We start from the raw sequence: 23,531 nt of genomic DNA on the forward strand, positions 1-23,531 counted from the left end.
CAAATTTTATGGGGTGGCGATCGCTCGGCATTTTTGGGTTAAAATATCCCTAAATTCATCACAGTTTAGTTAGTAGGAAATAATCATGGAAATCACTGTACAATGTCAGAAGCGACCATCAGGTTCTAAACCGAGAGCTTTACGCCGTGAGGGTCTAATTCCCGCCGTTCTTTATGGTCATAAAGGGGCTGAATCTGAAGAACTGACCATTGATGCCAAAAGCGCTGAAAATCTCATGAAAAAGGGAGCCGTGAATCATACCTTGATTCAACTGAATATTCCCGATTTATCCTGGGCTGGTAAGGCTCTGTTGCGGGAAGTACAAACCCACCCATGGAAAGGCTTTCCTTATCATCTGAGTTTTTTCTCAGTAGGAACTCTCGAGAGTGTGGAAGTCACTATTCCCCTAAACTTTATCGGCGAACCCATCGGAGTTAAAAATAGTGGGGGAATGCTTGATCTAGTAATTACTGAAGTGCAAGTAAACTGCAAGCCAGGGAATATTCCCGAAGCTATTGATGTAGAAGTTTCTTCACTAGAAGTTGGCGATGCGCTGCATATTAGTGAACTGCAACTCCCAGAGGGTGTAGAAGTTATTGCTGAGGCTGATCAAGTAGTGGCTTCAATTCTGTATCGTGGTGGCGGACAAGCTGAAGACGGGGAAGGAGAAACTGAGGCAGCTACAGCTTAATCAGAATTAGGGGCGGTTTGGACCGGGTACAAACAAGATAGATATTCCTATTTCTGTAGTCCGGGGTTAAGGAGAGAGTAGGAAACCGCCCCTACAGGATAATGATCGATAATCGATGATCAAATTAGCGGCTGATGATTTTTTCTAGCTGTGACCGATAGGATTCTGATAAACGAGGGCCCCGGACTTGTACAATTTGAGAACCTAGATAATTCCCCCAGCGAGCAGCTTTCTCAGTAGTTAATCCGTTAGTGAGTCCATAGAGAACGCCACCAGCAAAAGCATCCCCCGCACCTACAGTATCAATAGGCTTCACCGGAAAACCAGAAACCGGGGTAATGGTTTGATTTTGGACAACTAAACAGCCTTGACCGCCATTAGTAATGAAAATTAGATCCGCTAAGGAAGACATTTGACGCGCACAGGCTTCTAGGTCTGTTTCTTGACAAAACGCCTTGACTTCATCTGCATTACAGAAAATCACATCAGCATATTCTGCTGATAATTGTCGCAGTTCCTCGCCGTGTCGTTCCACCAGGAATAGGTCAGAAAAGGTGAGAGCCACCTTAATATTATGGGTTTGAGCTTGTTGGAGGATATCTAAACAGGCTAGGCGGGGTTCAGGAGCATCCCAGAGATAACCTTCAATATATACATATTGGCTGCGGCGAAATGCTTCCCAATCGATATCGGCTGGAGACAGAGCAATAGATACCCCTAAATTAGTACATAAGGTGCGTTCTGCGTCTGGGGTGGTCAGGACTAAACAGGTTCCTGTGGGTCCTTGTTCTTCAGTAGCCGATTTAACCCCAAACTCAATTCCGGCGGCGGTCATGTCTTGTCTGTAAAACTCGCCGTTGGTGTCGGAACCTACTTTGGCTGCAAAATAACCAGTTCCACCACTTTGAGCGATCGCTATCATGGTATTAGCAGCAGAACCGCCACAGCTTAATTTAAGTGGGCTATTCTCCAACTCTTGCAATAAAGTACCCTGTTGGTGAGCATCCATCAGAGTCATACCGCCGCGACCCAGTTGATGAGTTTCCAGAAAATCATCTTCGACAAAGGCCAGAATATCTAATAGGGCATTTCCTACCCCAAACACATCTAAAGATTTTCCGTCCTGTGCATTTATAACCATTGTATTGCTTTAGTATTGATCAAAGTATAGGAGTTTGAGGAAGGGATTTCACCCGGCCACCTACTACGGTGGAGTCATTTTTCTAGTTGGCGATAGGCTTGAATGGCAAAAAAGAAAAACCCTACGGAACCTAAGAGGAGTAACACGGGTTCAATAAGACTGCCTGTAAAAATTTCGCTCATAGCCTTAACCTTAACTTTTTCATCGCACGATTCTGTTTAATATACCACAACCAGATTGCCGAAATCCCCGATTTTCCATAATCCACAAGCATTTGGGCTGAGTGGCAGTCCAAGTGGCCACATGGCAGATAGAGATCATGGTTGCCTTGTCGGGATATGATTTGTTGGTTGCCATTAATACCCACTAACACTAAAAAAGTTGTAGTGAGGACATTCTGGCACAAGTGTTTGGTAAAACTATGATCAATATACTGAAAGGGGGAAGCCGATGAAATTCGAGAGTGCAATACAGGAAGCCTGTTATGAGAAAATTACTACTTGGATGAGGGAACTTTACGGTAAATTTCCTTGTGCCAGACAGGATGTGCCGGGACTGGCCCTGTTTATGGGGTCAGCACTGGTGGAGGTGTTTGTTTTTCCGTGGGGAAAAGATGAGGCAATTATTAACACTCGTTCCTATGTGGTGACGGGAACAGAACTTACCCCAGACCTGATGCGGTTTCTGTTGCGGGAAAACAGCAATATGCGCTTTGGAGCCTTTGGCATTGATGATAATGGTGATGTTCTGTTCGAGCATACCATTGTGGGTTCGACCTGCGACAAAATTGAACTGGAATCTTCGGTAAATGCGGTGCTAGAAATTGCTGATGATTATGATGACAAAATTGTGGAGCGTTGGGGAGGAATGCGGGCTTTAGATCGGATTCGCTAGTATTATACTGTGGCCGATCGCTCTACCACCACCAAATTTTATCGAAAATGTCGGGCAGAATACCCCATCCTTTTTGCCAGGTGCGGATGAATGCCCGACCAATATACTCAATCTTCTCGCCGCTATCTACAGACGGCGCGTGACCTCGCTCCGGTTTTTTGGTGTTGACAAATCCTGACCCACCACCAAACCCCCGGATTTGGGGGTTTAAGGGGAGATTAGCGGAAGAAACGGCGATCCATGCGATTTCCAGTGCCGCCGTCTGCTGGGTCTAGGAAAGGTTTTAACAGAATCCCTTGGGAACGATTAGACGAACTCCTGGGAATGATGCCTTCCAGTGTACCAAGGGTTGAGCGTTCATTGACCAAAGTCAAAACTCCCTGGGTACTCTGTCCGCTGTCAGCAATTAACAAATTCTGAAAAATGCGATCGCGCACGACTTCGGCACTTTCGCCAGCCGGAACCGTCAGGACAATCCGACATTGAGGGATATCTTCCGTAGTAGCACAAACAGTGTTGTGGCCATTTTCTACAGCGGTCTGTAAAGCCACCAACCCATCAGGGCGATAGGACTCCAGACGGCTACTAATTTCCTGACAGCGACGTTGGGGAGTCCAACCACCTCCCATTTCACCAGGAACCGCCCAGGGGAAGCCTTGAGTTGGTTGGCTGACGGGATAATACATAACTGTATATTGACCGTTGACCACTTCACAGCGGAACCGGGGAATATTGGCGGTTTCTGTTTCTACTTCTACCTGGGGAATGGGAACTGTCTCCTCTTGCTGGGGAGGAATAGAGGTTTGTGTAGGGATTGGTTGTGGGTTTTGGGGAAAATTAATCCTAGGAAGACCGAGTTGATCAGTAATCTGGGACCAGGAGGGACTAAAATGGCGATCGCCTATGGACAGGGGCCTAGCTGTGGCCGCACCCTGATTGATTACCAGAGGCATGGCTAAGGATAAGCTGATCACCCCGAAAATAGGGGAAAATTTACGCCAACCAAACTTGAATTGTGTAAACATGGAATTTTTTTCCTCCTTCAGGTAAAGTAGTGATATTTTCTTAGGCAAGGTGGCAACTCATTTTGTTTACAAATATTTACAGTTGCTCAGGACTCGCGTAAAATACTCAGGTGTCAAACTTCTAAGGAGTGCAAACAATAATGTCGGAGGGCCAGAAGCTGCTGACGGTTCCCAAGGATTTCCTAGTCCCGGAAGGGGGTTTAAATATAACCCTCCTTATGTTCTTAGGGGCTATTGCGATCGTCATTAGTTCTACTCTAGGTTACTGGTGCTGGCACTGGCCTAATTGGTTCTGTTTTTTGTGTAATGTACTAGCCCTACATCTAGCAGGGACAGTCATTCATGACGCATCCCATAATTCTGCACACCGCGATCGCACCCTGAATGCGATTCTGGGACATGGTAGTGCTTTAATGTTGGGTTTTGCCTTTCCAGTTTTTACCCGGGTCCATATCCAACATCATGCCCATGTTAATGACCCAGACAATGATCCTGATCATTTTGTTTCCACAGGGGGGCCGTTGTGGTTAATTGCAGCCAGATTTTTTTATCACGAGATTTTCTTCTTCCGGCGGCGACTGTGGCGCAAGTATGAGTTACTGGAGTGGTTTTTAAGCCGTATGGTGGTCGTGGTAATTGTCGCCCTAGGGGTTCACTATGATTTTTTGGGCTATATTCTCAACTTCTGGTTTACTCCGGCTTTAGTGGTAGGACTGGCTTTGGGCTTATTCTTTGACTATTTGCCCCATCGTCCTTTTCAAGAACGCAATCGCTGGAAAAATGCCAGGGTTTATCCTAGTGCGCTCCTCAATATTTTGATTTTGGGACAAAACTACCACTTGATCCATCATCTGTGGCCGTCAATTCCCTGGTATAAATATAAACCTGCCTACGAAGCGACTAAACCTCTGTTAGATGCCAAAGGCTCTCCCCAAACCTTGGGATTGCTTAATGGCAAGGACTTCTGGGGTTTCATGTATGATATTTTCCTAGGGATTCGTTTTCACCATCACAAATCGCCTAAGTTGTCTAACTCAGAGGATTGAATCAACCAAAATGAGATCCCAGGAACAAAAACAGGAACCACAAGGGGAAACCAAGCCCAAAGACCCGGCTCCAACCGCTAAAGGGGGGAAATTTCGGGAAAATTTGGTGATTCTGGCGGTGGCTTTGAGTCTATCGTTACTAATCCGCATTTTTGTGGCTGAACCCCGTTATATTCCCTCGGATTCAATGTTCCCGACTTTGGAAATTGGCGATCGCTTAGTGGTAGAAAAGGTTTTATATAGATTCAGTCCTCCCAAGTTTGGGGATATTATTGTTTTTACGCCACCTGGACAGTTAAGGGTTCAAGGCTACACCAAAGACCAAGCATTTATCAAGCGTATTATTGGTGAACCAGGTCAACTGGTGGAAATTCGCGGCGGTAAGGTTTATTTAGATAATGATCCGATCGCAGAAGAGTATATCGCGGAACCTCCTGAGTATGATTGGGGACCGAATTTGGTACCTGACCAACAGTATTTTGTCATGGGAGATAACCGCAACGATAGCAATGATTCCCACATCTGGGGATTTTTACCCCAACAGAACATTATTGGTAGGGCGGCTTGGCGTTTTTGGCCTTGGGAACGATTAGGGCCGATCTAAGAGAAAATTTGTCTATAAGGATTATAGCCCGAAGTGGTACGGCAATTGCGACCCTTGGGGGGTACAGTAGCCGAGATTTCGGTGTTACAATCGTAGACAAAATATAGGAGCAATTCCTGGGTTAAGGAATCGCGATCGCCTGTTGTATAAAAGATTTAACCAATTATGAGTTTCTTTGAATCTGAGATTGTACAGCAAGAAGCCAAACAGTTATTTGAGGACTATCAGTCTTTAATCCAACTGGGAAGCGATTATGGGAAATTTGACCGAGAGGGCAAAAAACTGTTTATTGAGAATATGGAATCGATGATGGATCGTTACCGTATCTTTATGAAGCGGTTTGAACTGTCTGAGGATTTCATGGCCCAGATGACTATGGAACAGTTAAAAACTCAACTAGGCCAGTTTGGGATTACCCCTGACCAGATGTTCCAACAAATGCACATGACCCTAGAAAAGATGAAATCGGAACTGGAAAAACAACCTTAGATGGTTTATCCAAAAACTTGAGCCTCAGAAAATGCTGTATATGGCATTTTGGGGGCTTATTTTGTCCGCTACAAGGCTATAACCGGATTTTGGTTTGATCAGTTGTGGGTGCGATCGCTACGGTCGCCAATTTTTTGTTAAAATACGTTAAGCACCCATCCTCCCACTGACTGGTTTTAAAAAGTTACCCCTTATGACTAACGTTCCTGTAACTCGGATTCGTAATTTTTCGATTATTGCTCATATTGATCATGGTAAGTCTACCTTAGCCGATCGCCTACTTCAGCAGACCGGGACTGTCGCTGATCGCCAGATGAAGGAACAGTTCCTAGATTCCATGGATATTGAACGGGAACGGGGGATTACCATCAAACTCCAGGCCGCTCGGATGAATTATACAGCCAAAGATGGTCAGGAATATGTTTTGAATCTGATCGATACTCCTGGCCATGTGGACTTTTCCTATGAGGTATCCCGTTCTTTGGCTGCTTGTGAGGGAGCGCTGTTAGTTGTGGATGCTTCCCAAGGGGTGGAAGCGCAAACCTTGGCTAATGTCTATTTAGCTTTGGAGAATGATTTAGAAATTATCCCAGTCCTCAATAAAATTGATTTACCTGGAGCTGAACCTGAACGGGTCGCTGGGGAAATTGAGGAAATTATTGGTTTAGACTGTTCCGATGCGATCCGCGCTTCTGCTAAGGAAGGTATTGGTATTGGGGAGATTTTGGAGTCTATTGTCAAATTAGTTCCGCCTCCCAAGGATACCGTATCCGAGAAACTGCGGGCGTTGATTTTTGATAGCTATTATGACAGTTATCGTGGGGTGATTGTCTATTTTCGGGTCATGGACGGGACGGTTAAAAAAGGCGATCGCATTCGTTTAATGGCATCTGGTAAAGAATACGAAATTGATGAGTTAGGAGTATTAGCCCCCACTCAAACCCCTGTTGATGAATTGCACGCCGGGGAAGTCGGCTATCTGGGTGCGGCGATTAAGGCTGTGGAAGATGCCCGGGTTGGTGATACCATTACTATGGCTAAAAATCAGGCGGATAACCCTCTCCCTGGATACACAGAGGCTAAACCCATGGTATTTTGTGGGTTATTTCCTATTGATGCTGACCAGTTTCCCGACTTACGAGAAGCCCTCGATCGCCTCAAGTTAAATGATGCTTCTTTGTCATACGAACCTGAAACGTCTAGTGCTATGGGGTTTGGTTTCCGGTGTGGTTTCTTGGGGTTACTACACATGGAAATTGTCCAAGAGAGATTGGAACGAGAATATGACCTAAATTTGATTGTCACTTCTCCTTCTGTGGTCTATAGGGTGACCACTAATACTGGGGAAGTGCTGATGATTGATAACCCGAGTAAATTACCCGAACCTAATCACCGCGAGAAAATAGAGGAACCTTATGTGCGGGTAGAAATGATTACCCCAGAGACTTTTGTGGGTACTTTGATGGAATTAGCCCAAGGTCGGCGGGGTGATTTTCTGGATATGAAATATCTGACTATGGGGCGGACAACTTTGGTTTATGAGGTTCCTTTGGCTGAGGTGGTGACGGACTTTTTTGATCAAATGAAATCGCGATCGCGGGGATATGCCAGTATGGAATATCATTTTGTCGGCTACCGTGAGAATCCTTTGGTTAAGCTGGATATTATGATTAATAAGGATACTGTAGACTCCCTGGCGATGATTGTTCATCGGGATAAAGCCTATAATGTCGGACGGGGAATGGCGGAAAAACTCAAAGAGTTGATTCCTCGCCATCAGTTTAAGGTCCCTATTCAAGCGGCGATCGGTTCTAAGGTGATCGCTAGTGAACATATACCAGCTTTGCGTAAGGACGTTTTAGCTAAGTGTTATGGCGGTGATATTAGCCGTAAAAAGAAATTACTCCAGAAGCAGGCTAAGGGTAAAAAACGGATGAAGGCTTTGGGGTCGGTGGATGTTCCCCAAGAGGCTTTTATGGCGGTTTTAAAACTTAATCAAGATTCCTAATTTCTGGCGATGTGGTTGGGGTATCACTGGGGGGGATTTTGGGGGCTTAAAAGTCAAAATAAATGTAGGGTAAACCACCTTCTGGGGCTAATAATAAGACCGCGAAAAAGCACAGGGGAACTAAAATTAACTTAATCGGCCAGTTGAGTTGTACTTTTAAACCCCGTCGAAATGCGGTGGCGATCGCCATGGCTATGATTACCCCAACTAGAATCCTGGCTAAATCAATTCTTTCAACTCCTAAAGCCTCCACATAAACTAGGTGGGCAAATTGAATGTCGGCGCGGGTGCCCCAAAGGTTTTGCACTACCCAAAATGAATCCTTTAAGTCAGGAAGTCTGAAGAAAATCCAAGTCCAAAAAACCATTAATTGGGTGATAAACCAACTGATAATTATACCTGGAAAAGTTAGCCAAATCCACTCTATTGATAACTGTTTAGATAGGGTGTCTGTCAGTCGGTGAATGACTAAAGCTACCCCGTGTAATACCCCCCATAAAATAAACCCCCAGGCTGCGCCGTGCCAAATTCCCGCAATTAACATGACAATTAGTAAGTTGAGACAGGTGCGCGTGAGTCCCACCCTTGACCCTCCTAGGGGAAAATATAGATAATTTCGCAGCCAGTCCCCTAGGGTGATATGCCATCGTCGCCAAAAATCGGCGATACTGGTGGTAAAATAGGGAGCATCAAAATTTTCTGGTAAGTTTAATCCTAGTAGTAATGCTGTACCTCTGGCTAGGTCTACATAGCCGGTAAAATCTAAATAAAGCTGTAAACCATAAGCCACTGTAGCCAGCCATAAGTCGCCACTTCCAGCCCGTTGTAAGTTTTCAAAACTTAGGTCTACGAAAATACCAATGCGATCGGCAAAAATTCCTTTTTTGACTGCGCCCATAGCCAGCAACCATAAACCATCTGTGATTTTTTCTGGTGTGGGAAATTGCAGGGTTTGGAATTGATTTTTGAGATGATGATAGCGGGTAATTGGGCCGGCAATGAATTTGGGGAATAAGAATTTATAGCTGGTAAATTCTAGTAAAGAATTGGTGGGGGGTGCGCCTCTATATACATCTATTAAATAGGCGATTATTTCAAAGCAGAAAAAACTCAATCCTAAAGGTGGTACAATATAGGAACTTACCCAAACCGCTGCATCTTGAATCTGATTATTATTGAAGATGCCGCCAATGATATTGAGCAGAAAAGGAATATATTTAAAGCCTAGTAATAGTAGGAGGTTGATGGTAATTCCAATCCACAATAAAATCAGGCGGCGACGGTTGAAGGAACTATTGGCAATTTGCCAGTCTTCTAAAGGCTCACCGATAGAGAGGGCTAAACCAAAGTTAAAGAAAATGCACAGTAACAGCAGGGGGATATATTGAATTTGTAGGGAGGCATAAAATATTAAACTGGCTGCTAATAGTATGATTAATCTGCCTTTGCGCCAGGGTGTTAGCCAATAAATCAGGAAGACACAAAACAGGAAGATAGCGTAATCGGTGGAGATAAAAGTCATAAATAGGGAAGTGGGAAGTTGCCATAATAAAGGCGGGTTATCTGCTCAGGGTCAATGGTGACCAATTAAGTGAATTAACCCGCCTCTTGATGAAGTTAGAAATTAACTGACATTAACGATCGCCTCTGAACTTTCGTTAGCCATGCGATCGACCGCTCGGACGGCGTAGGTTCCTGGTGAGACCCTGACCGCTGTGGTATTGCGATCGAGGACTCTCACCAACTGCCAACCATTGGTAAACTGCTGGTATAAAGCCCAAGATCGGATATCATGATCAGGAGATGGATTCCAGGAAATCATCCCGGAACTAGCTTGTAAACCCGTTGGGGGTTGTGGTGGTTCATTGTCTAGCCAAGGCATAGACGGCGGCAGAGCCGGAGTTGGGTAAACAGATGATTTAAATACCTCATTCACACCACTTTGATTATCCCGAAACATCTTCATGCTAAAAAAGATATTTCCCAGGGAAAGCTGATTAGCTTTTTGGCGAGAAATCTGGACTTGTCGCTGAAACTCAGACACCGGCCAACCATTAGCCAATTGACTCAGAAAGTTTCCCGCATAAATATGGCGCTGGAAGGGGTTATTCCGTACCCACCAATCCAATAACACCGGATAGCTCTGTTGTGGGGGGTCAATGCGCCAATAAAGTTGGGGAGAGAGATAATCTAACCATCCCCTATCCATCCATAATTTGACATCAGCAAAGATAGCCTCATATTGATCCATACCCACAATTCCCGGAGCCTTTCCAGGGCGATAAATACCAAAGGGACTAATGCCAAATTTGACATAGGGCTTAATTTCCTTAATCCCCTGATATAGGCGGAATATCATCTGATTGACATTATTTCGCCGCCAGTCAGCCAGGGAGAGATTACCCCCAGCCGCTCGATAGGCGTTGTAGGTTTGTCCGTCCGGGAAAGCAATTCCGGGTTTGGGATAGGGGTAAAAATAATCATCCAGGTGAACCGCATCTATGTCGTAGCGCCGGACAACATCCATAATCACGTTATAGGTGCGGTCTTGTACTTCTTTCGCACCAGGGTCCATCCAAATTAGGTCGCCGTAGCGGTAGGCGTATTGGGGATAAACCGCGGCCATGTGATTGGGTGCAAAAGGACCCCTTTCTGAACCCATGCGGGCGCGATAGGGATTAAACCAGGCGTGGAGTTCAATATTGCGCTTGTGGGATTCTTCAACGGCAAATTGTAGGGGGTCATAGAAGGGATTAGGGGCTTGCCCTTGTCTTCCCGTCAGCCAGGTACTCCAGGGTTCAATTTGGGACTGATAGAAAGCATCGCCAGTGGGGCGAATTTGCAAGACTAGGGCGTTAAGGTTTAATTCCTGCATCCGGTTAAGGATAGCTAGGAGTTCAGATTTTTGTTGGGCTACCGATAGATTGGAAGCTGAGGGCCAGTCAATATTAACTACCGAGGCGACCCATACTCCCCTAAATTCCCGTTGATGGCTGGGTTGATTGGCTTGGGGGCTGTTGCTGGCGGTTTCAAAAGGGTTTGGTAGGGGAATTTGGCTGAGTTCAAAATCCGGCCCTACCTGGGTTGGGGTGGGTGGCGGTTGTGGGGGGTTGGTAATGGCGGAAATTATGCGATCGCCTGCTGCGGCACAATAGGCGTGGGTTTGGCTAAGGACGAATCCGAGAATCAGCCCACATACCCAAATGCCGATTTTTCTCTGGAGGCTAGTGATGGGTTTAACCGTGATAGATTCCCGGTAGCCCCTAAATTTGGCGAGGCGGCGCGAGTCGTTGTTGGATGTCATAGATGGATCTTGAGCAGATAATTTGGTGATGATTTTGGTTAGGATAAACAATTTATCAGATTTGGCCTTATAGTGGCTACTGGCTATGGTAATGCGATCGTCACCAATCCTGAGTAAATAGATATCCGGGACAATAGTTTGGTTCCGGTAATAATATCAGTTGATATCTGAGGTAAAATTTGCTAGAGTTCCGAGATACCTCTGGCAAAAGTCTCAGGAACTTAGAATCCTAGGGCAATAGCCTGTAGGATGGATCGGCAAACCACTAGGTGATTTTGAGGAGATGAGTTTAATGAAGTCTAAACTGTTAGGTGGGTTGTGTGTGCTGATTACAGCATTCATGCCTGTCAAAGCCTTCGCTCAAATTGGAGTTCCCACAACTCCATCAGATTTTGATATCAGATACCAGCGACCAGATCCGCAAACTGGCAGAGTGACTCCCCCCAGGTACTACAGCTTGCCCGATTTGGCTAATCCTTTTCGGACTCTCCCTTCTGCTTTCCGCTATCCGATTATCTATGAATTAGGAGTTAACCGCAACATCAGAAGTGACGCAGTAATCACCGATGAAGTATTTATTCCTAATCTGCCACCAATTCCGGCCGGCATTACCCTAGATAATATTCCCCGCGTCCGCGCTGAATATACCCGCCGGGTTGAGGAGTGGGGCGAACGGGTTCAGGAATGCAAGAGACTTGATCCCCTGATCATTAAAACTGATACCGGAAACCCCGTGTTAATTAATCAACGTTCTGCTGGAAGAATTGTTCTGAACGCTAACAATATTTCTGTTTGTCCCAGATAACAGAATCATAGATTATCCGTTGTTGCCCAGGTGTTGTTGCTAATCCCCTCTTGGTATCAAGACGGGGATTATTTCTATTTAGCACCGAAAATAGACTAAAATTATGCCACCTATGGCGACTGGAAATATTTTGAGCCATAATTAATCATAATCGCATCCGTCTTGGTTTTCTAAGGGTCCGAAAATTTTATGACTGCTCAAGTGATGACTCATCCCTAGGTAGTCCCTAAAGGTGGCACAGGAAACGAGGGAGTCTGCCCACAAGTTCTCTGTTATCTTAATTGATTATGATATTCTCCAATCAAATCCAGGTTTTATCTGCTCATTCCCGTCATAGGGTTAAACCGAAGAAATTAGTCAGACCCGTGATCACCCCAGATAGTCCCCTATCGGCTTTGTTTGAAGCTGGGACAGATGGGATGGTTATAGCAGATGACTTGGGATATTACCTTGATGCTAACCAGGCCGCTTGCCAATTATTTGGGTTGCCACATCAAGATTTGATGGGATGTCGGATTAGTGATTTTGCTGAACCCGGCTTTAATTTTGAGGAAACTTGGCAAGATTTCCTCCACCAAGGGGAGATGCGTGGCTCATTTCGTCTGATACGACCTGATGGTGGTGTGGTGATGGTCGAGTATATGGCTAGGGCTAATTTTTTGCCTAATTGTCATCTGGTAACTTTACGAGATGTTACCGAAATCAAAAGCCTACAAGAACAGGTAGAATCGTTGCAATCTGCCTTAGCCGCCTCTGTCTGTACTCCTGAAAAACTGGGACAGATTACCGCACAAATGGACGCAGAGTATTGTCTGCAACAAATTGGTCGCCACATTCCTGGGATAATTTATAAGTTTTGTCAAAATCTCGATGGTGGGTTTGCTTTTCCCTACAGTAGCGAAGGGTTACGAGAGATTTATGGTATTGAACCAGAAGCCGTGCGGTCTGATGCTAGTGCCCTTTTTAATGCGCTGCATCCTGATGATATACAGTTGGTAGAAGAGTCGATTTTGGCATCGGCGAAAAATTTGACTCCCTGGCTTTGCGAGTATCGTATAACTCACCCTGATGGTCGATTGTTATGGTTGCTTGGTCATGCTACACCCCAACGAGAGCAGGATGGTAGCACGACTTGGTATGGTTATGTGCGAGATATTACTGAGCAAAAAGAAAGTGAAATTGCCCTACGAAGAAGCGAGAGTCAGTTTCGGAATTTGACTGAAAATCTCAATGATATGGTGTTTATTGCTGATGTGGATGGCACTTTTAGTTATGTGAGCCCAAATTTTGAAGAAATTACGGGATATCCCATTGATGAGTTGTTGGGTATTTCTTTTGCCGAGTTTGTACATAGTGAAGATCTGCCAATTTGTGTAGATGCTTTTCATCGAGCTTTATTAGGGGAAAAAGTGCGAGGTGCTGAATATAGGGTGTTACATAAAGATAATCGCTATTACTGGCATTCTACTAATGTGTCGGCGATGAGAAATGATGAAGGTGAGGTGATAGGATGTTTGGGAATTGCCCGATATATTCATGACCGTAAACAGGCGGAAATGGCGGTGCGGGAAAGTCATATTCGTTTAGAAATTGCCCTAGAATCAGCTGATATTGGCACTTGGGATTGGAAGATGCAAACTAATGAGTTGGTTTTATCGGAGGAACATTGGCGGAATTTTATCGGTGCGACGGAAGGGGTGGTTCATCATAATGTTAATGAGTGGATCAGTCGAATTCACCCAGAGGATATGGAATTAGTTTCTGAGAATATGAATCGACATATCCGGGGAGAAATTGATATTTATGAGACTGAACATCGTTTACGATGCGAGGATGGTTCCTATAAATGGGGTTTAGGTATTGGTAAAATTGTGGAGAGGAATCGTTTGGGTGAACCGCTGCGATTTATGGGAATTTATCAGGATATTTCGCAGCGTAAAGCTAATGAACTGGCGCTACAAGAACTGACTAATCAACTGCAAAAAGCTCAAAAAGTGGCGCATCTTGGGAACTGGTCTTTTGAGACTCAAACCCAAAAGGTTACTTGGTCGGAAGAGGTATTTAATCTGTTTGGTATGAGTCCGGAACAAGGTGAGCCGACTTTTGCAGAACATCTGACCAGAATTCACCCTGACGATCGCTCTTTCTTTCAAAATAGGGTTGCGGAAGCTAATAAGGGGATTCCCCAAAACTTCGATTTTCGGGTTGTGCGTGCTGGTGATGAGGTGGCTTATCTGAATGCTCGGATTGAAATAGAACAGCGGGACGAGCAGGTGGTGCGGATGTTTGGGACGGTGATGGATATTACGGAAAGAGTGAAGGCGCAAGAGGAAGTTTATCAATCGCGGGAGTTGTTGCAAACTATTCTTGATGCTCTGCCACAGTCGATATTTTGGAAGGATTCTCATAGTGTGGTTATGGGGTGTAACCAGGCTTTTGCTACGGCTTTCGGTCGTGAAAATACGAGCTTTTTTATAGGAAAAACGGATTATGATTATTGTGTGAGCCGAAAAGAAGCTGAACATTATCGCACTTGCGATCGCCAGGTGATGAATAGCGATCGACCCCAAATCAAATTAATTGAAAATAAAAGCAATGCTGATGGTAGCATTAATTGGGTAGAAACCACTAAAATACCTCTCCATGATGCCGACGGAAAGGTAATTGGTTTGGTGGGAATTTTTGAAGATATTACAGACCGGATACAGGCGGAAAATGCCTTAAAAGAAAGCGAGGCTCAGACCCGCGCTTTGCTGGATGCTATTCCTGATATGATGTTCCGCTATAGATCCGATTATGTTTTGGTTGATTATAAGCCATCTCCACAGGTGACACCGTTAATAGAACCCTCGCAATTTTTGGGTCGAAATATCCATGAAGTCTTGCCTGATTTTCTGGCTATACCAACCAGTCAAGCTATTGCAGAAACCCTAAAAACTCAACAAATTCAGGTGTTGGAATATGAACTAGAAATGCCTGAAGGGGTCCGAAATTATGAGGCGCGGTTTGCTCCCTGTGGTAATGATGTTTTGTCTATTGTTCGAGATATTAGTGAACAGCAAGCGGCTTTAAGGGAACGCCAAAAAGCGGAACAAAAGTTGCAATCTTTGCTGAGTCGCACCCAAACTTTAAATCGGATCAGCACCGAAATTCGCAATTCTCTTAATTTAGATACGATTTTGCAAAATGCTGTCAATGCGATTTTTCAGGAAATTCAAGTTGATATTTGTGCATTTGTATGGTATAGAGCCGATACCAATCCACCCTGCTTAGAAAATGTTAAGGAGCAGAAAAATTCAGGAATACCTAGTTGGATAGGGAGTTATAATATTGATGATTTACCGAAATTATTTTATCATTTATTTCATGGCAAAATATATCGGGTAGATGTAGTTAAGGATAGCCAAGATGAACCCTTAAAAGAATTTTGTCAACAGTCAGGAATTGACAGTTATTTGGTGTTACCTGTGCATACTGCTGGCGGGACAATTGGAGGTTTTGAAATCGGGAGAGTTCAGAGTGATTGTATTAAGGGTTGCGAATGCGATCGCTCTTGGTTAGATGATGAAATAGAACTCCTACAAAATCTGGCAACTCAGGTAGCGATCGCCATTTATCAAGCTCAACTTTATCAGGAGTCCAAAGCCAAAGGTAAGGAATTACAAAAAGCATATCGGGAATTACAAGAAACACAAGTGCAGTTAATTCAAGCTGAAAAAATGTCTAGTTTAGGTCAATTAGTCGCCGGTGTGGCTCATGAAATCAATAACCCAGTTAGTTTTATTTACGGCAATTTAACCCACACTTCTACCTATACGGAATCTTTGTTAGAATTGATTGATACTTATCAAGAATTGTATCCTGACCCTCCCCCAGAAATTAGCGATTTAATTGAGGATATGGATTTAGATTTTATTAAGGATGATTTCCCAAAAATCATTAGTTCAATGACTAATGGAGCCTCCCGGATTCGGGATATTGTTAAATCCCTGCGTACCTTCTCCCGTTTAGATGAAGCCAAGTTAAAATCGGTGGATATTCACGAAAATATTGATAGCACCTTAGTGATTCTCCAAAATCGCGTCAATGGTAGCAATGGAAGTCCGGTAATTCAGGTAATTAAAGACTATGGAGATTTGCCGTCATTTGAATGTTATAGCAGCCTATTAAATCAGGTATTTATGAATTTACTCATTAATGCTATTCAGGCGATCGAGGAAAGACGAAATCTATTAAATACTGCGGCAAACTCTGATTATAGAGGATGTATAAACATCAAAACACGCCTCGCCCAGAAAAAGCAAATATTGATTGCCATAAAAGATAATGGTATTGGCATCAGTCCCGAACATCAAAACAAAGTGTTTAACCCATTCTTTACGACCAAAGCCGTAGGTCAAGGTACAGGGATGGGATTACCAACTAGCTACCAAATTATCACCCAAAATCACCACGGAGAGTTGAGTTTTTCATCAGCCCCAGGGGTGGGGACAGAATTTGTGATCAAGTTACCCTTGGCATAACTGCGAAGTTTGTATTACTCTATAGCACAATTTACAGAAAATTTTGGTTTTATGGGTTAAGCTATCAAAAGTTTAATCACAGACCGCCCACAATTAACTAGACCGAGGCTAGGAAAGCCTGGAAGCGCCTATCTATCCAAGTTCTGATTGAGTCAACCCTATTAACTACAGACTACGCCATGATTATGACTCTTCCCTTGTACAACTTTGGCGAAATTATCTATCAAGGAACCCGCACCATAGTTTATCAGGGTACTAAAACCAGTGATAACCAAGCGGTAATCATTAAGGTTTTACGAAATCCCCATCCGAATTTTAATGAACTGGCTCAGTTTCGCAATCAATATACACTGGCGAAAAATCTGGAACTGGCGGGAATTGTCAAACCTTTATCTTTAGAAAGTTATGGGAATAGTTATGCCTTAGTGATGCCCTATGAGGGACATATTTCTCTGAATCAGTGGGCTCATGAAAAATTATCAATTCCTGATTTTTTATCCATAGGGTTGCAACTGGCAGAAATTCTACACGGCTTATCTCAACAGAAGGTAATTCACAAAGATATTAAACCCGCCAATATCCTGATTCATCCGGAAACCAAAGAAGTTAAACTGATTGATTTTAGCCTAGCTTCATTATTGCCCAAAGAAAATCAGACTATCCAAAATCCTAATATTTTAGAAGGGACTTTAGCTTATTTATCCCCAGAACAAACTGGCAGAATGAATCGTGGCATCGACTACCGCAGTGATTTATATTCTCTGGGAATAACTTTCTATCAATTACTGGCGGGAGAGTTGCCTTTTAATGTTGATGATCCTATGGAATTAGTCTATTGTCATTTGGCTAAAATGGCAACTCCATTACATGAGGTTAACCCTGATGTGCCGAAGGTTTTATCTGATATAGTTGCCAAATTAATGGCAAAAAATGCTGAGGATCGTTATCAGAGTGCTTTGGGACTCAAACATGATTTAGAAAAGTGTTGGCAACAGTGGCAAGAAACTGGTAATATTGGCGAGTTTGCGATCGCCTCTGGTGACTTGAGCGATCGCTTTTTAATTCCCGAAAAACTCTATGGTCGAGAAAACGAAATTGACGAATTATTAGCAGCCTTTGATAGGATAGCTAATGGCGCATCAGAAATTATGTTAGTTGCCGGGTTTTCCGGTATTGGGAAAACCGCCGTAGTCCATGAAGTTCACAAACCGATTACTCGTCAGCAAGGCTATTTTATTCAGGGTAAATTTGACCAATTAAATCATCATATCCCTTTATCTGCTTTTGTGCAAGCACTCAGGGATTTAATGGGGCAATTTTTATCAGAATCTGACCTAGAAATAGCCCAATGGAAAGCCACAATTTTAGCAGCTTTAGGGGATAGCGGACAAGTTTTAATTGAGGTAATTCCCGAACTGGAACAAATCATCGGCCCTCAACCTCCCGTCCCCGAATTATCAGGAACTGCCGCCCAAAATCGGTTTAATTTACTCTTCCAAAAATTTATAGCAGTCTTGACAACTTCTGAGCATCCACTGGTGATATTTTTGGATGATTTACAGTGGGCAGATTTAGCCTCTCTGGAGTTAATGAAGCTATTAATGGAAGAAAAGACCTATCTACTGTTATTGGGGGCTTATCGGGATAATGAAGTGTCTCCCGTGCATCCTTTGATGTTCACAGTAGAAGAACTGAAAAAAATGGGTAAAACGGTTCATACTATTACTTTAAGTCCTCTGGAGTTTGAGGATAGTAATCAGTTAGTGGCGGATACCTTAGCTTGTACATTTGAACTAGCCGATCCTATCACCGAATTAATTAATCGTAAAACCAAAGGAAATCCGTTTTTTATCACTCAGTTTTTGAAAGCATTATATAACGATAAATGTATTAACTTTAATCTAAAAAAACGCTCCTGGGAATGTGATCTAGCCCAAGTTAATTCCCTATCTATCACGGATGATGTAGTTGAGTTTATGGCGACTCAGTTGCAAAAATTACCGGAAGAAACTCAGCAGATATTACAGTTAGCGGCTTGTCTGGGAAATCAGTTTAATTTGGATACATTAGCAATTGTTTGTGAAAAATCACCAACCCAAGTAGCGATCGCTTTATGGAAAGCCCTATTATACGGTTTAATCATCCCGGAAACTCAGCTTTATAAATTATATCTAGCTGAGTATAAAACGGAGTTAAACAGTATCCATACTGAAAAAGTAGAATACAAATTTTTGCATGACCGGGTACAACAGGCTGCTTATTCACTAATTCCTGAACAGCAAAAACAGGCTACTCATTACCGCATAGGACAACTATTGCTGAAACAAATTCCTCTTGAGTCTAGGGAAGATTACATTTTTGATATCATCAGTAAACTTAACTATGGTATAGCCTTAATTCCCACCCAAAAAGAACGGGATGAATTAGCCAAACTAAACCTGATAGCTTGTCGGAAAGCCAAAGCAGCTACCGCCTATCAAGCGGGTTTAGATTATACCCAGACGGGGTTATATTCACTTGGGGAAAAATCCTGGGAACGACAATATCAAATCACCCTAGAATTTTATAATTTGGGGGCGGAATTAGCTGCCTTGTCCGGTGATTTTGAGACTATGAACACTTTTATTGATGAGGTGATGTCTCATGGTAAAAAGTGGGTAGAAAAAGTGGATGTTTACCGGATTAAAATTCAAGCAAATGTGGCTCAAAATCAGCTAAGTCAGGCTATTGATATTGGTCAAGAGTTTCTGCAAAATATGGGTGTAAATTACCCAGCAAATCCCACCCCAAACGATATTAACCAAGTAGTTGCAGAAGTTATCGAACTCATTGGCGATCGCGATATTGACGACTTAGTTAACCTACCCTTAATGACAGATCTAGAAAAAATCGCGATTTTGCAGATAGCCAATAGTATGATTCCCGTCGCTTATATCTGCAAACCTCCCTTATTTCCCGTGTTTATTTCTTTAGGAGTTAAGCTATCAATTGAATATGGCAATACATCAGCTTCCGCCTTTAGTTATGCCTGTTATGGAGTAATTTGTTGTAATCTCTTACAAGATATAGATAGAGGTTTGAAGTTTGGTCAATTGGCGCTAACATTAGTGAAAAAATTAGACATCAAAACCGCAAAACCAGAAGTTACTCATGTAGTATGTTTATTTATTTTACACAGAAAAAACCATCTTAAAACCGTAGTTTATCTTCTACAAGACAGCTATAAAGAAGCCTTAGAAATTGGCAATCATGAACAAGCTGGATATTGCGCTCAAACCTTTTGCCTCAACTCATTTTGGGGTGGTGAAACTCTAGTCACCTTGGAAAAGCAGTCATCTGGATACTATAACGCTTTACAACGATTGAATCAAATAACCACTGCCAATTACTGTGGAATTTATTGGCAGTCTACTTTAAATTTATTGGGGTTAGCAGTCAACCCTCACATTTTATCAGGTGAAGCGATGGAAGAAACAGAAATTTTGCCTCGCATTACTGATAGTCATGATGTGCTGGGATTGTATATATTTTATCTATATAAAATGATGCTTTCCTATTTATTTGCAGAACTCAAATTAGCTGAAACTTATGCAATTGAGGCTAAAAAATATTTAATTGGTGGTGCTGGTATGATTAGCATTCCCGGATTTTATTTCTATGATTCCCTCACGGCTTTAGGCATTTATGCTCCCGAACATGAACAGAAATCAGAATTGTGGCAGCGTGTAGAAGAGAATCAACAGCATTTAGGTCACTGGGCATATTATGCACCAATGAATCATCAGCATAAGCTGGATTTAATCGAGGCGGAAAAATGTCGAGTTTTAGATCAAAAAGTTGAGGCTATAAATTTATATGACCAGGCAATTTTAGGAGCCAAAAAACACGAATTTATCCAAGAGGAGGCTTTAGCTAATGAACTAGCGGCTAAGTTTTATCTGAATTGGGGTAAAGAAAAGTTGGCAATGGTTTATATGCAGGAAGCCTATTATTGTTATGCGAGGTGGGGCGCAAAAGCTAAAACTGAGCAGTTGGAAAATACCTATCCTAACTTACTAAAACCTATTTTAGAAGCGACGGGATCTAATTTAACTCCTATGGCGACTTTAGCAACTGTGGTTACTCCGAGTATTTCAACTCACACATCTACATCGAGTAATCGTTCGTCGGGTTCGAGTATTAATAATTTGCTGGATTTTTCAGCGATTTTAAAAGCAGCCCAGGCCATCTCTAGTACGATTCAATTAGAGGAACTTTTGCAGCAACTCACTAAGATTATTTTGCAAAATTCTGGGGCTTCACGCTGTGCTTTAATTTTGCCTAACCCTGATGGAAATTGGCTAGTGCGATCGCTTGCTACTCCCCGAAATACGGAACTTTGTGGGGAACTTTTGAGCGAAACTACTAAGGTCCCAGTCAAACTGATTAATTATGTGAAAAATACTAAGAAAGTAGTAGTTATTGATGATATGCAAACGGATTTACCTGTAATTGATAAGTATTTACAGGGACGAAAACCTAAGAGTATGTTATGTTTACCGATTTTAAATCAGGGTAATTTGGTGGGAGTTTTGAGCCTAGAAAATCGTCGGATCAGTGGTGTATTTACGAGCGATCGCCTAGTGGTTGTGAACTTGCTTTGCACTCAGGCGGCTATTTCCCTAGAAAATGCTCGTTTATATCAACAGTCCCAAGATTATGTGGAACAAATTAAACAGTCGCAACTGCAATTAATTCAAGGGGAAAAAATGTCAGCCTTGGGGAATTTAATTGCTGGCGTAGCTCACGAAATTAATAATCCGGTCGGCTTTATTCATGGTAATATTAACGAGGCGATTAAATCCGTGCAGTCTCTGAGTGAATATCTGCAACTATATCAGGAAAAGTTTGTTGATCCTGGGGAAGACATGGTGGCTAAATATGAGGAATTAGAGATTGAGTATCATTTAGAAGATTTGCCAAAAATGTTAGAATCGATGAAACTGGGGTGCGATCGCATTAAAGATATTAGCACCAGTTTAAGGATTTTTTCCAGAGCGGATCTAGATCATCAAGTTTCCTGCGATATTCACCAAGGTATTGATAGCACTTTGTTAATTCTCAAACATCGCCTCAAGGCTAATCAACATCGACCCGCTATTGATATCGTCAAAAACTATGGCAATTTACCTCAAATCAAGTGTTTTCCCGGTCAAATCAACCAAGTTTTTATGAATATTTTGGCTAATGCGATCGATGTTTTAGATGAAGTCGCCATGACTTCAACCTTTGAGAGTCTCAAAATCAATCATCAAATTATTACCATTTCTACCCAGGTTTTGCCTGAGAAAAATTCCGTAGAGATTCGGATTGGAGATAATGGTTCCGGAATGCCAGAGGCACTAAAGTCCCAAATTTTTGATTATTTATTTACCACTAAAGGAGTAGGAAAAGGTACGGGTTTGGGATTAGCGATCGCTCGTCAAATTGTGGTTGATAAGCATCAAGGAAGTTTAGAGGTAGAGTCCGAAATCGGTCAAGGTTCCGAATTCCGCATCTGTCTACCGATTGATTAATCCCAGATGTTAGGTAAACATTTGCTATGATATCTATTCCTTGACTCTCCTGTTGACTAGAGAGTTTATAATTGGGGGGTAGTTTAAGATAGTTATCGGTGAGAAAGTTAATGAATGCGAATTTCCGAAAATCAACCTGGAGTTTGATAGCCATATTGGGATTAATTGCGGGTTGTGATTCCGTACCTCCGTCCATAGAGGAACCCATAGAGATCACTGGTGAAACCGTACCAACCATGGATCATGGAGGTATGGATCATGCTGATATGGATTTAGGGCCAGCAGATGAAAACTACGACCTACGCTTTATTGATGCGATGATTCCTCATCATGAAGGTGCAATTATTATGGCACAGGAAGTTTTAGGGAAATCATACAGACCGGAATTGCAAAATTTAGCAGTAGAAATAATTCAAGCTCAAGCCACAGAAATTGCCCAAATGAGGGAGTGGCGACAAGCCTGGTATCCAGACGCACCAGATACACCAATGGCTTGGAATAATCAAATGAATCACATGATGGAAATGTCTCCGCAACAAATCAGTGCTATGCGGATGGATATGGATTTAGGCGAAGCAGATGATGAGTTTGATCGGCGTTTTCTCAAAGCGATGATTCCTCATCATGAAGGTGCTTTAGTGATGGCTAAAGACTTACAAGAAAAATCAGATCGCCCAGAAATGCAATCCTTAGCGGAAGACATTTTGACCTCACAGGAGGCAGAAATTGCACAAATGAAAGCATGGCTGGAGGAATGGTAACTTAAATTGAATCTAATTTAGAGCTAGGGGTAACGGACAGATAAACTATCTATAGGCGATCGCGCTAAAATGTGATATTCTCCAATTATTTCTGAAATTCCCTTAATCACCATCCCTTCCCAGAGGATATCAATGAAACGGAAACACTATTATCTACCGGGAATTATTATGTTGCTCGGTACTGCACTCCTAGGGACAGCCCTAGCCAGGGATCTGACAGACCAACAAAGAACAGTTGTCTGCAAACTGAGAGATGTGGTTGAGGAGGCGGGAAGAGACGGTTTCGAGTTAGCATTCTGGCCCGTAATTGGCAAAGGGCCCGCGAGAGTTAGCGCACCGTTAACCCTCAGACTTGATCCTTCTATCGAGTATCTTTTTGTCGGCTATTGCGATGAAAATTGCGCCGATGTGGAGTTACGAGTCAAAACCATGAGTGGGGAAGTGCTGGAATTTGACGAAGATTTAGTCTCAGTTGTTTCCTTTGAGCCGCCATTTGAGGATGACTACGAACTATCCCTAAGAATGACTGATTGTAGTGCTGAAGATGGTTGTGTTTTTGGTATGGGTATCCTAGCGCCTCGCGGTGTGAAGGTTCCCCATTCTTCCAACCTACCTAGAGAATTAGCTCAATTTCAATTGTGTGATTGATTTACTTCGTGCCTAACTCCCGCCCGGAGAGTTGATC

The 23,531-nt window shown here is 42.9% G+C and carries 15 protein-coding genes; 11 read left to right on the forward strand and 4 right to left on the reverse strand.

All coding sequences use genetic code 11. The features are described from left to right. Window positions 1-85: 85 nt before the first annotated feature. Window positions 86-691 carry a 50S ribosomal protein L25/general stress protein Ctc gene (locus tag XZ46_RS00875; protein WP_006622100.1) on the forward strand — a complete coding sequence of 202 codons (606 nt, stop codon included), beginning with the start codon at window positions 86-88 and terminating at the stop codon, window positions 689-691. Window positions 692-815: 124 nt separating this feature from the next. Here XZ46_RS00875 and XZ46_RS00880 read toward each other — a convergent pair whose 3' ends face one another. Continuing rightward, window positions 816-1,832: an adenosine kinase gene (locus tag XZ46_RS00880; RefSeq protein ID WP_008051861.1), complete on the reverse strand. Its 1,017-nt coding sequence runs from the start codon at window positions 1,830-1,832 to the stop codon at window positions 816-818. 450 nt (window positions 1,833-2,282) lie between these two features. On the opposite strand from XZ46_RS00880, the gene XZ46_RS00885 reads away from it, so the two are divergent. Then, window positions 2,283-2,726, forward strand: a complete 444-nt coding sequence (locus tag XZ46_RS00885) for a T3SS (YopN, CesT) and YbjN peptide-binding chaperone 1 (RefSeq protein ID WP_006622096.1) — start codon at window positions 2,283-2,285, stop codon at window positions 2,724-2,726. Between the two features lie 218 nt (window positions 2,727-2,944). Here XZ46_RS00885 and XZ46_RS00890 read toward each other — a convergent pair whose 3' ends face one another. Next, complete coding sequence (locus XZ46_RS00890; protein WP_006622094.1) at window positions 2,945-3,751, reverse strand: COP23 domain-containing protein; 807 nt, start codon at window positions 3,749-3,751, stop codon at window positions 2,945-2,947. A 140-nt stretch (window positions 3,752-3,891) separates the two neighbouring features. Here XZ46_RS00890 and crtR point away from each other — a divergent pair, with 140 nt between their 5' ends. The 4 genes from crtR to lepA all read left to right on the forward strand — a co-directional run bounded on the left by crtR (window position 3,892) and on the right by lepA (window position 7,898). Further along, window positions 3,892-4,797, forward strand: a complete 906-nt coding sequence (gene crtR, locus XZ46_RS00895) for a beta-carotene hydroxylase (protein ID WP_006618003.1) — start codon at window positions 3,892-3,894, stop codon at window positions 4,795-4,797. Window positions 4,798-4,807: 10 nt separating this feature from the next. Continuing rightward, a complete protein-coding gene (gene lepB, locus XZ46_RS00900) occupies window positions 4,808-5,401 on the forward strand; it encodes a signal peptidase I (RefSeq protein WP_008051867.1) in 594 nt (197 codons plus the stop codon). Window positions 5,402-5,566: 165 nt separating this feature from the next. Further along, window positions 5,567-5,890, forward strand: coding sequence for a DUF1825 family protein (locus XZ46_RS00905; RefSeq protein ID WP_006618001.1), 324 nt, complete (start codon window positions 5,567-5,569; stop codon window positions 5,888-5,890). A gap of 193 nt (window positions 5,891-6,083) precedes the next feature. Beyond that, window positions 6,084-7,898, forward strand: coding sequence for a translation elongation factor 4 (gene lepA / locus XZ46_RS00910; RefSeq protein ID WP_006622093.1), 1,815 nt, complete (start codon window positions 6,084-6,086; stop codon window positions 7,896-7,898). 46 nt (window positions 7,899-7,944) lie between these two features. Here lepA and XZ46_RS00915 read toward each other — a convergent pair whose 3' ends face one another. Together XZ46_RS00915 and XZ46_RS00920 are read right to left on the reverse strand one after the other, a co-directional pair. Continuing rightward, window positions 7,945-9,420: an MBOAT family O-acyltransferase gene (locus tag XZ46_RS00915; RefSeq protein WP_006616477.1), complete on the reverse strand. Its 1,476-nt coding sequence runs from the start codon at window positions 9,418-9,420 to the stop codon at window positions 7,945-7,947. A gap of 102 nt (window positions 9,421-9,522) precedes the next feature. Further along, the gene (locus tag XZ46_RS00920; RefSeq protein ID WP_006622092.1) at window positions 9,523-11,253 is read right to left on the reverse strand and encodes a glycoside hydrolase family 10-like protein; all 1,731 of its coding nucleotides are present in this window, start codon (window positions 11,251-11,253) and stop codon (window positions 9,523-9,525) included. A 241-nt stretch (window positions 11,254-11,494) separates the two neighbouring features. Between XZ46_RS00920 and XZ46_RS00925 the strand changes: the two genes are divergently transcribed. From XZ46_RS00925 to XZ46_RS00945, 5 genes are all read left to right on the forward strand, one after another. Next, window positions 11,495-12,007: a hypothetical protein gene (locus XZ46_RS00925; RefSeq protein WP_006622091.1), complete on the forward strand. Its 513-nt coding sequence runs from the start codon at window positions 11,495-11,497 to the stop codon at window positions 12,005-12,007. 287 nt (window positions 12,008-12,294) lie between these two features. Further along, on the forward strand, window positions 12,295-16,530 hold the full coding sequence (locus XZ46_RS00930) for a PAS domain S-box protein (protein WP_006668654.1): 4,236 nt from the start codon (window positions 12,295-12,297) through the stop codon (window positions 16,528-16,530). A 179-nt stretch (window positions 16,531-16,709) separates the two neighbouring features. Then, on the forward strand, window positions 16,710-22,085 hold the full coding sequence (locus tag XZ46_RS00935; protein WP_008051881.1) for an ATP-binding sensor histidine kinase: 5,376 nt from the start codon (window positions 16,710-16,712) through the stop codon (window positions 22,083-22,085). 110 nt (window positions 22,086-22,195) lie between these two features. Beyond that, window positions 22,196-22,846, forward strand: coding sequence for a DUF305 domain-containing protein (locus XZ46_RS00940; protein WP_008051882.1), 651 nt, complete (start codon window positions 22,196-22,198; stop codon window positions 22,844-22,846). A gap of 132 nt (window positions 22,847-22,978) precedes the next feature. After that, window positions 22,979-23,494 carry a hypothetical protein gene (locus XZ46_RS00945; protein WP_006622086.1) on the forward strand — a complete coding sequence of 172 codons (516 nt, stop codon included), beginning with the start codon at window positions 22,979-22,981 and terminating at the stop codon, window positions 23,492-23,494. Window positions 23,495-23,531: the final 37 nt, after the last annotated feature.

The sequence above is a fragment of the Limnospira indica PCC 8005 genome, assembly GCF_000973065.1.
In the GTDB taxonomy this organism is placed as follows: Bacteria; Cyanobacteriota; Cyanobacteriia; order Cyanobacteriales; family Microcoleaceae; genus Limnospira; species Limnospira fusiformis.